The sequence below is a fragment of the Micromonospora rosaria genome, assembly GCF_001567585.1.
GTDB lineage: Bacteria > Actinomycetota > Actinomycetes > Mycobacteriales > Micromonosporaceae > Micromonospora > Micromonospora rosaria.
The window spans coordinates 1-9,422 of record NZ_LRQV01000199.1; the positions used below are offsets into that span (position 1 = coordinate 1).

At 76.1% G+C, this 9,422-nt stretch carries 10 protein-coding genes; 2 read left to right on the top strand and 8 right to left on the bottom strand.

Annotated elements, in window-relative coordinates; translation table 11 throughout:
* Positions 1 to 332 (top strand): fluoride efflux transporter FluC (locus AWW66_RS29995; RefSeq protein ID WP_067373514.1); only part of this gene is annotated, 332 nt, incomplete at its 5' end.
* Positions 333 to 347: 15 nt separating this feature from the next.
* Here the strand turns inward: AWW66_RS29995 and AWW66_RS30000 are convergent.
* The 7 genes from AWW66_RS30000 to AWW66_RS30030 all read right to left on the bottom strand — a co-directional run bounded on the left by AWW66_RS30000 (position 348) and on the right by AWW66_RS30030 (position 7,603).
* Positions 348 to 1,187, bottom strand: coding sequence for an NAD(P)H-binding protein (locus tag AWW66_RS30000; protein WP_211272151.1), 840 nt, complete (start codon positions 1,185 to 1,187; stop codon positions 348 to 350).
* Between the two features lie 85 nt (positions 1,188 to 1,272).
* Positions 1,273 to 1,608 (bottom strand): hypothetical protein, encoded by a 336-nt coding sequence (locus AWW66_RS30005; RefSeq protein WP_067373517.1) that lies wholly within the window; start codon positions 1,606 to 1,608, stop codon positions 1,273 to 1,275.
* A gap of 142 nt (positions 1,609 to 1,750) precedes the next feature.
* On the bottom strand, positions 1,751 to 3,076 hold the full coding sequence (locus AWW66_RS30010) for an MFS transporter (protein WP_067373520.1): 1,326 nt from the start codon (positions 3,074 to 3,076) through the stop codon (positions 1,751 to 1,753).
* 109 nt (positions 3,077 to 3,185) lie between these two features.
* The gene (locus tag AWW66_RS30015; RefSeq protein WP_067373534.1) at positions 3,186 to 4,316 is read right to left on the bottom strand and encodes an FUSC family protein; all 1,131 of its coding nucleotides are present in this window, start codon (positions 4,314 to 4,316) and stop codon (positions 3,186 to 3,188) included.
* Between the two features lie 184 nt (positions 4,317 to 4,500).
* Positions 4,501 to 5,298 (bottom strand): sugar phosphate isomerase/epimerase family protein, encoded by a 798-nt coding sequence (locus tag AWW66_RS30020; protein WP_067373536.1) that lies wholly within the window; start codon positions 5,296 to 5,298, stop codon positions 4,501 to 4,503.
* Between the two features lie 5 nt (positions 5,299 to 5,303).
* Complete coding sequence (locus tag AWW66_RS30025; RefSeq protein WP_067373523.1) at positions 5,304 to 6,455, bottom strand: dihydrodipicolinate synthase family protein; 1,152 nt, start codon at positions 6,453 to 6,455, stop codon at positions 5,304 to 5,306.
* The gene (locus AWW66_RS30030) at positions 6,452 to 7,603 is read right to left on the bottom strand and encodes a Gfo/Idh/MocA family protein (protein ID WP_067373525.1); all 1,152 of its coding nucleotides are present in this window, start codon (positions 7,601 to 7,603) and stop codon (positions 6,452 to 6,454) included. The genes AWW66_RS30025 and AWW66_RS30030 overlap by 4 nt, the downstream gene beginning before the upstream one ends.
* 204 nt (positions 7,604 to 7,807) lie before the next feature.
* Between AWW66_RS30030 and AWW66_RS30035 the strand changes: the two genes are divergently transcribed.
* Positions 7,808 to 8,827: a LacI family DNA-binding transcriptional regulator gene (locus AWW66_RS30035; RefSeq protein WP_067373528.1), complete on the top strand. Its 1,020-nt coding sequence runs from the start codon at positions 7,808 to 7,810 to the stop codon at positions 8,825 to 8,827.
* A gap of 30 nt (positions 8,828 to 8,857) precedes the next feature.
* Here the strand turns inward: AWW66_RS30035 and AWW66_RS30040 are convergent.
* The coding region (locus AWW66_RS30040) for a PfkB family carbohydrate kinase (RefSeq protein ID WP_245648547.1) at positions 8,858 to 9,422 on the bottom strand (565 nt) is incomplete at its 5' end.

Below are 9,422 nucleotides of genomic sequence, written 5' to 3' on the forward strand. Positions count from 1 at the left end.
CGGTCGGCGCGCCACTGCGGTACCTGGTCGACCGGGCGGTGCAGGCCCGGCACCGGGGGCGGTTCCCGGTCGGCACCCTGACCGTCAACGTCACCGGCTCGTTCCTGCTCGGCGCGCTGGTCGGGGTACCCGTCGGGCCGGCGGTCGCCGCGCTGCTCGGTACCGGTTTCTGCGGCGCCCTGACCACCTGGTCCACCTGCGGCTACGAGACGGTACGCCTGGCTCGGGCCGGCGCCCGGCCGCTCGCGCTGGTCAACGTCGTCGGCAGCGGGGTCGCCGGGCTCGGCGCGGCCTGGGCCGGCTACGCCCTGGCCCGCGCGGTGGCCGGCTGACCGGTCACCGCCGGTTCACGGGGCGGGGTGGGCCAGCGCCTCGGCGACCGCCTGCCGCAGCGGGACCGGCGCTCGGCCCAGCAGGCCCGCCAGGTCGCCGGTCTGCCGACGCAGGGCGCCCGACCGGGCCAGGCCGTGCAGCCAGCCCATCGCCCCCGGCTGCGCGGGCACCTCGCGGTGTCGGACCGGGGTGCCGGTGAGGGCGGTGAGGACGGCGGCGAGTTCCGGATAGGTCCACAGTGGCCCGGTGAGGTCGTAGCCCCGGCCGAGATGTCCGGCTCCGGTGAGCACGACGGCGGCGGCCTCGGCGAGATCCCGCCGCAGCGCCGTGTTCAGGCCCTGCCCGCCGGTGCTGCTGGTCACCTCCCCGGCGGCGACCGCCGCGCGCAGGCCGGCGTCGAGGAAGGCGTCGCTGTAGAACGGGTGACGCAACAGGGTGTACGGCAACCCGCTGGCCTCGATCGCCCGCTCGGTGGCGTGGTGCGCCTCGGTAAGGCCGGTGGCGTCGGTGTCGGCGCCGAGGAAGCTGGTGTAGGCGACCGCGCCGACGGCGACGTGCCGGGCCGCGTCGACCGCCGCGCGGTGCTGCGCGCTCCGGCGGGCCGGGTCCAGCTCCGGCGAGGAGACCAGCAGCAGCCGGGACGCCCCGCGAAACGCCGACCGGAGGCTGGCCGGGTCGTCGTAGTCGCCGTGCCGCACGGTGACCCCCCGACCGGTGAGCGCGGTGAGCCTGGCCGGGACACGAGTCACCGCGACCACCCGCTCGGCCGGGACCCGGCGGAGTAGCTCGTCGACGACGAGGCTGCCGAGGGCGCCGGAGGCGCCGGTGACGATGATCTGGTCCGTCTGCTGCACCGACCCACCCTGGCCGCCGTCGCGGGCCGGGTCAACGGGATTTCCCGGCCCGCCCCGCCCTCGGCACCTCCCGGTTGTTCGGGGATCAGCGCAGCCGGCGCTCCGGGTGGGCCCGGTTCCAGGCGCGCATCCGCTCCGGGTACCCGGTGCGGGCCGCCTCGTACAGCGGCACCGCGTGCCGGTGCGCGATCGTCGCCGCCACCTGCGGGGATCCGGTCCGCCGACGGATCCACTCACCGTCGAAGGCGATCGCCATCACCGTCGTGTCGGTGGCCGTGGTCTCCGGCTCCAGGTAGAACTCCACGCCCCGCCGGCTGGTCACGAACTCCTCCAGCGCGGCCAGGTCCTCCCGGGTCGCCTCACGGTCGAGCTTGGTCGGGACCGTCCCGTCGGACCGGGACCGTCGGTTCCACCAGGCCATCTCGGCTCCTCTCCTCGGGGCTCCCCTGGAGTGCAGCACGCCGACCTGTCAGCTCCCTGCGAGCCGGGTGGGAGCCTCCTGGAGACCCGGGAGCACGGGACCACCCGGTGACCGCGTGACCCACGTCACCCGGCGCGGCGGCTCACCGGGCCGGCGCGGGCGGGGGCGGGACCTTCGGGCCGGACGAGGCCGCCGGTGGGCGCAGCGCCGGCAGCAGGGCCAAAGTAGGCAGCAGCACCAGCGGCACGACCAGCAGCGACCGCAGGGTGCCCACCCGGTCGCCGAGCAGCCCCAGGAGCGGCGGGCCGGCCAGGAACGCGGTGTACCCGATGGCGGCCACCACGCTGACCCGCGCGGCGGCGTGCTCCTCCTCGTCGGCGGCGGCGCTCATCCCGACCGGGAAGCCGAGCGACGCGCCGAGCCCCCAGAGCGCCACCCCGACGATCGCCACCGGGCCGCTGCCGGCCAGCACGGCGAGCAGCGCCCCCACGCCGGCCAGCACGATGGTGGTCAGCAACACCGGTACCCGACCCCACCGGTCGATCGCCACCGTGCCGGCGGTCCGGCCGAGCGTCATGCCGACCACGAAGACGGCGAAGACCGCCGCGCCGGCCGCCTCGCTGAACCCGTACCCGTCGACGAACGCCACCGCGAGCCAGTCGTTGGCGCTGCCCTCGGTGAACGCCGCCGCGAGCACCAGCAGGCCGATGAGCAGGGTACGCGGCTCCCGCCAGGCGGCCAGCAGCCCGCCGCGACGCCGCGCCGGTCGCTGGCCCGCCGCGCCGGCCACCGTCGGGCCGGTACCCGGCACCGGCAGGAACGCGCGGACCGCGAACAGGGTGCCGACCAGCACCACCACCGCCAGCACGCCCAGGTGCCCGGCGACCGGCAGGCCGATCGCGGCGGCCCCCGCGCCCAGCCCGGCGCCGGCCACCGTGCCGAGGCTCCAGGCGGCGTGGAACCGGGGCAGTACGCTGCGCCGCAGCCGGCGCTCCACGGCCGCCCCCTCGACGTTCATCGCCACCTCGCAGACGCCCGCGCCGTAGCCGAGCGCGAAGAGCCCCACGGCCACGCCCGGCAGCGAGCCGGCCACGCCGGCGGCCACCCCGGCCCCGGCCAACCCGCCGGCGACCAGCAGCACCGCGCCACCGACCGTCCGGGCCGGGCCGAAGCGCTGGGTGGCCAGCCCGGCGGTGGACAGCGCCAGCATCGACCCGGCGGACATGGCCAGCAGCAGCAGACCGAGCCGCCCCGCGCTGAGCGAGAGCGCCTCCCGCACCGCCGGGACCCGGGAGAACCAGGTGGCGATCGCGAGACCGTTGAGGGCGAAGACGATGGCCACGGCGTTGCGCGCGGCCAGCACCGGGGCGGGTACGCCGGACGGGCCGGCACCGGTGCCGACGGCCGAAGCGTCGGTGCTGCTCACAGGTGACCTCCTGGACGACAGGATGAGACGTCGACCGATCATTGGACACCGTGGGACGACAGCGGTGGGCAGCGCCCCCGACCCTCACCGCGATCCGGGTCCGCACCGGCACCGTCACGGCCGGCCCGGATGGGCGGGGGGTCGCCGGTGCTCACACCGCCGGCAGGCCGAGCGCCTCGTCGACCCGGGCCAGGACGGTCGCGTCGTCGTCGGCGGCCACACTGCGCAGCAGGTCGATCGCGATGGCCCGGACCTGCCCGACGATCATCGCCAGGGGCAGGGTCTGCCCGGAGGTGAAGAGTCGCCCGGCGACCCGGACCGCCGCCAGCGCGGCGGTCTCGGCGCGGAGGCAGCACTCCTCGGCGGCCTCCGCCCGGCCGTCCAGGTCGGCCGCGATCGTCTCCCCGACGGCGTGCACCGCATCGGCCAGCAGCCGGACGGCGACGGCGAGGTCGGGCGGGACCGGGGTGGGCAGGCGGGTCAGGGTCACCCCGGCGCGGGCCAGCACCCGGACGTTACGGACGGCGTAGTCGATCTGCCCGATCGAGGGGTCGACCGCGCGGAGCCGTCCGAGGTGCCGGCGGCGCCGCAGGTGCAGGGTGAGCGCCTCCCCGGCGGCGAGCACCCCGGTCCGCAGCCGCTCCACGGCGGCGTCCATCCCGCGCGCCCGCTCCAGCGCGGTCCGGGCGACGCTCTCGTCGCGGTCGTCGAGCGCCTCGGCCACCGCCCGCAGCACCCCGGCCAGCTCCTCGAAGGTGAGCCGGAACTCGGCGACGAGTGGGGCGAGCGGATGCCGGGCCGAGCCGAGCTGGCTGGCGGCGAGGGCCACCACGCCGCCGATCAGGGCGTCGACGAACCGGAACGGGATCAGCGACTCCGTCGGCGGGGAGATCACCACCAGGTAGAGGGCGGAGACGGCGGCCTGCACCACGGAGACGCCGCCCGCGCCGATCGCCACCGCCCCGACGATGGTCAGCAGGATCACCGTGAACACGGTCCAGGTGCTCCGGGGGCCGAGGGCCTGCACCACCACGTCGGCGACGAGCACCCCGGCGGCCACCCCGAGCACCACCTCCACCGCGCGGGCGGTGCGCTGCCCCCGGGCCTGCCCCAGGACGATCAACGCGGCGGCGGGAGCGAAGAACGGCTGCGGGTGACCGACCAGCGCGGTGGCCAGCACCCAGGCGACGGTCGCCGCGAGGGTGCCCTCGACCACCTGGAGCCAGCCCACCCGGACCCGACCGGCGGCCTCCCGGAACCAACTCCACCGGACCGTCGCCACGCCCACGCACCTCCCGCCCCCTCGTCGCCCCTGCTCCCGGCTCACATGGTGCGCTCAGCGGCGCGGGCCGGCGCAGGCAGGGCGGTGGGGGTGCGACGGAGGACACCCGTGGGGTGTCACCGCCGGGGACGGGGCGACGGGGGACGCGCCGGGTCGGACAGCACTGGCCGACCCGGCGCGGGTCTCAGACGACGTGCCGCAGGTACCCCGCCACGGACGCGTCGAGCACGGCCCGGCCCGGTCGGGCCCAGACCTCGGCGTTGAAGACCTCCACCTCCACCGGCCCGGTGTACCCGGCCGCGTCGACCGCCTCGCGCAGCCGGCGCAGCTCCACGCAGCCGTCGCCGGGCAGGCCCCGGCCCAGCAGCACCCCCTCCGGCAGCGGGGTGATCCAGTCGGCGACCTGGTACGCGGCGATCCGCGCGCCGGCGCGGGCGATCTGCTGGTAGACCGTGTCGTCCCACCACACGTGGTACGCGTCGACCACCACCCCGACCGTGCCGGGCTCGAACTGTTCGGCGATGTCGAGGGCCTGCCCGAGGGTCGCCACGACGCACCGGTCGGAGCAGAACATCGGGTGCAGCGGCTCGATGGCCAGGGTCACCCCGGCGGCGGCGGCCTCCGGGGCCAGCTCGGCGATGGCGTCGGCGACCATCCGCCGCGCCCCGTCGACGTCCCGGCTCCCCTCGGGCAGCCCGCCGGAGACCAGGACCAGCACGGAGGTGCCCAGGGTGGCGGCCTCCTCGATGGCCCGCCGGTTCTCGTCGCGCCACCCGTCGGCGGTGAAGAACCCGCCCCGGCACAGCGAGGTGACCGCCAGCCCGGCCTCCCGGACCAGGGTGGCCGCCTTCGCCAGGCCGTACTCCTGGACCGGCTCGCGCCACAGCCCGATGCCCGGCACCCCGGCGTCGACGCAGCCGGCCACCACGTCCTCCAGCGGCCAGTGCTTCGCCGTCGCCTGGTTGAACGAGAACCGCGCCACCTTGCTCACTGCACGACCCCGGCGGTGGTGAAGTACGCCCGGGCCCGGGCCGCCGCCAGGTCGGCGTCGGGGAGCAGGCCGGCGGCGTCGGCGAGGACCAGCAGCCGGGCCAGGTGGGCCGGGGAGCGGCCGGACTGCTGGCCGCCGACCATGACGAAGTGCTCCTGGTGGCCGGCCAGCCAGGCGAGGAAGACGATCCCGGTCTTGTAGAACCAGGTCGGCGCGGCGAACAGGTGCCGGGCCAACGGCAGGGTGGGGGCGAAGACCTCGTCGTAGGTCGCCAGGTCGCCCCGGTCGAGGGCGGCCAGGGCCGCCGAGGCGGCCGGCGCGATCGCGGCGAAGACCCCGAGCAGGGCGTCCGAGTGGCCCTGCTCGTCGCCCCGAATCAGCTCCGGGTAGTTGAAGTCGTCGCCGGTGTAGAGGCGTACCCCGGCGGGCAGCGCGCGGCGCAGCGCCACCTCGCGGTCGGCGTCGAGCAGGGACACCTTGATCCCGTCGACCTTCTCCGCGTGGTCCTTGATGAGCTGGAGCACGGTGGCGGTGGCCAGGTCCAGGTCGGCCGCGCCCCAGTAGCCGGCCAGCGCCGGGTCGAACATGTCGCCGAGCCAGTGCAGCACCACCGGCTGGTCGGTGGCGGCCAGCAGGTCGCCGTAGACCCGCAGGTAGTCGTCGGGGCCGGTGGCGGTGGCGGCCAGGTGCCGGCTGCACATCAGCACCGGCCGGGCCCCGGCGGCGAGGGTGTCGGCGAGCTGCTCGTGGTACGCCCGCGCGATGTCGTCCAGGGTGGCCGGACCGGGGGGCAACTGGTCGGTGGCGACCCCGGCGACGATCTTCCCGCCGACGGTACGGGCCTCGGCGGCGCTGCGCCGGATCAGCTCCCGGACGGCCGGGTAGTCCAGGCCCATGCCGCGCTGGGCGGTGTCCATCGCCTCGGCCACGCCCAGCCCGTACGACCAGAGGTGGTGGCGGAAGGCGAGGGTGCGGTCCCAGTCGACGGCGGCCGGGGTGCCCGGGACGTTCTCGGCGGCCGGGTCGGCGACCACGTGCGCGGCGGCGTACGCGATCCGGGAGGCTGCCGGGGCGGCGGGCCGGGGGAAGCCGGCGCCGCCGCGCAGCCGGTGCCGGCCGCCGTCGGGGAGACGGACCTCGGCGCTCATCGGTTCAGCTCCGGGATCTCCACGCGGCGACCCTCCCGGGCGGAGAGCAGGCCCAGCTCGGCGAGCTGCACGCCCCGGGCGCCGGCGAGGAAGTCCCAGCGGAACGGCTCGCCCGCCACCACGTGGCGCAGGTACGCCTCCCACTGGACCTTGAAGCCGTTGTCGAACTCCTCGTTGTCCGGCACGTCGGTCCACTGGGCCCGGAAGTTCTCGGTGACCGGCAGGTCCGGGTTCCACACCGGCTTCGGGGTGACCGCCCGGTGCTGGATCTTGCAGTTGCGCAGCCCGGCGACGGCGCTGCCCTCGGTGCCGTCGACCTGGAACTCGACCAGTTCGTCGCGGTTGACCCGGACGCACCAGGAGGAGTTGAGCTGGGCGATGACACCGCCGGCCAGCTCGAAGATGCCGTACGCGGCGTCGTCGGCGGTGGCCGGGTAGGCGCGGCCGGCCTCGTCGACCCGCTCGGGGACGTGCGTGGCGATGACCGTGCTGACCGCCCGGACCGGGCCGAACAGCTCCTCCAGCACGTAGTGCCAGTGCGGGAACATGTCGACGACGATGCCGCCGCCGTCCTCGGACCGGTAGTTCCACGACGGGCGCTGGGCCGGCTGCCAGTCGCCCTCGAAGACCCAGTAGCCGAACTCGCCGCGCACCGACAGGATCCGGCCGAAGAAGCCGCCGTCGATGAGCCGCTTGAGCTTGCGCAGGCCGGGCAGGAAGAGCTTGTCCTGGACCACGCCGGTACGGACCCCGGCGGCGTCGGCGACCCGGGCCAGGTCCAGGGCGGCCTCGGTCTCCTCGGCCAGCGGCTTCTCGGTGTAGATGTGCTTGCCGGCCTCGATGGCCTGCCGGATCGCCTTCTCCCGCTGCTGGGTGACCTGGGCGTCGAAGTAGATCTCGACGTCCTCGCGGGCCAGCGCGGCGCTGAGGTCCGTGGTCCAGTCGGTGAGGCCGTGCCGCTGCGCGATCTCCCGCAGCTTGTCCTCGTTGCGTCCGACCAGGACCAGTTCCGGCCAGATCCGGGTGCCGTCGGGCAGGGCGACGCCGCCCTGCTCGCGAATGGCCAGCAGCGACCGGACGAGATGCTGGCGGTAGCCCATCCGGCCGGTGACGCCGTTGACGATGATGCCGATCGGCCTGCGGGTCATGGTTGTCCTTCCCTCCGACACCTGCGGCGGTGGACCACCGCCACAGGTAAGCGCTTTCCTGGAGACTAGATGCCGCCCCGCTCCCCCGGCAAGGCCCACCCGGGCCGGGCCGGGATCGCGGGGCGTGATCAGGCGCACCGCTCTGCGGTAGCCTGACGTCCGGTCGCGGGCGGCGCGACCGTGGAACGGTTTCGGGGGTGCTGCATGGCGACGCTCGCCGACGTCGCCCGCCGCGCGGGGGTCTCCCCCGCCACGGCGTCGCGGGTGATCAACGGCAGTAGCAAGCCCGTCGCCGAGGAGCTGCGCGAGCGGGTCCTGCGGGCCGTCGCCGACCTGCGGTACGTGCCCAACGCCCACGCCCAGTTGCTGGCCCGGCCGCAGCGCAGCGTGGTCGGGGTGATCGTGCACGACGTCTCCGACCCGTACTTCGCCGAGGTCACCCGGGGGCTGCAACGGGTCGCCACCGAACACGGCCGGCTGCTGATCATCTGCAACAGCTACCGGGACCCCGAGCGGGAGCTGGAGTACGTCGAGCTGCTGCGCGCCCAGCAGGTGGCCGCGCTGATCCTCGCCGGCTCCGGGTACCACGACGACGGCTTCACCCAGCGGCTCAACGAGAAGCTGGCGGCGTACGAGGCGACCGGCGGCCGGGTCGCGGTGATCGGTCGGCACGACCACGCCGGTGACGCGGTGATGCCGGCCAACGAGACCGGGGCGCAACTGCTCGGCGAGGAGCTGGTCCGGCTCGGGCACCGGCGGATCGGGGTGATCGCCGGCCCCCGCGTGCTCACCACCACCACCGACCGGCTCGGCGGCCTGCGGCGGGCGCTGGCCGAGCACGGCTGCCCGCTGCACGACGACCGGATCCGCTACGCCGGGTTCGACCGGGACGGCGGGGCGGCGGCGACCGCCGAGCTGCTCGACGCCGCCGGGGACCTGACCGCCATCGTGGCGCTGAACGACTCGATGGCGGTGGGCGCGCTGGCCGAGCTGCGCCGGCGCGGCGTCGCCGTGCCCGGGCGGGTCTCCGTGGCCGGCTTCGACGACATGCCGATCGCCGGGGACGTCACCCCGGCGCTGACCACCGTCCGGCTGCCCCTGGTCGAGCTGGGCAGCCGGGCGATGACGCTGGCCCTGGAGCGGGCCGGCGACCGGGCCCGGGTGGAGGTCCTCCCGGCCGAGCTGGTGCGCCGCGCCAGCGTCGGTGCCGCGCCGCCGGACTGACCCCGCCTCCCCCATCGCCGCGCACCCCGGTCAACCCGGCGCACCGCCGGCCGACCGCGGACCGGGGGCAGCCAGGCCCCGGGCACCGGCACCGCCCACCCGGTACGGCCCGTCGAGCCGCGTCGGGTCCAGCGCCGCCCACCCCTCGTCGGGCAGCGCCACGAGGTCGTCGCAGAGCGCCCGCTCCGGCGGCGGGGCGGTGTCCCCGGCGACGGTGAGGGTCCGGGCCGCGCAGAGGTGGCCCAGGCGCAGCGCGGCCCGCGGCTCCCACCCGCGCAGCACCCCGGAGAGGTACCCGGCGGCGAAGGCGTCCCCGGCGCCGACCGGCTCGACGACCGGTACCCGCAGCGCCGGCACGACGGTGGCCGGGCCGGTCCGGGGCAGCGCGGTCGCGCCGACCCCGCCGTCCTTGACGACCACCATGCGCGGGTTGGGCAGCAGTGTCCGGACCGCCTCGGCGTCCGGGGTCCGCCACAACGTCTGTGCCTCGTCGAGCCCGACGAGGACCAGGTCGGCGGCGTCGGCGAGCCGGCGCAGCAGGTCGGCGGCGTGCCGGGCCGGCCAGAGCCGGGCCCGGTGGTTGACGTCGAAGCTG

Excerpts from the sequence above, each read along its gene's own strand:
- AWW66_RS30025 (WP_067373523.1), bottom strand. The coding sequence starts at position 6,455 with ATGAGCGCCGAGGTCCGTCTCCCCGACGGCGGCCGGCACCGGCTGCGC.
- AWW66_RS30030 (WP_067373525.1), bottom strand. The coding sequence starts at position 7,603 with ATGACCCGCAGGCCGATCGGCATCATCGTCAACGGCGTCACCGGCCGG.
- AWW66_RS30035 (WP_067373528.1), top strand. The coding sequence starts at position 7,808 with ATGGCGACGCTCGCCGACGTCGCCCGCCGCGCGGGGGTCTCCCCCGCC.
- AWW66_RS30005 (WP_067373517.1), bottom strand. The coding sequence starts at position 1,608 with ATGGCCTGGTGGAACCGACGGTCCCGGTCCGACGGGACGGTCCCGACC.
- AWW66_RS30010 (WP_067373520.1), bottom strand. The coding sequence starts at position 3,076 with ATGATCGGTCGACGTCTCATCCTGTCGTCCAGGAGGTCACCTGTGAGC.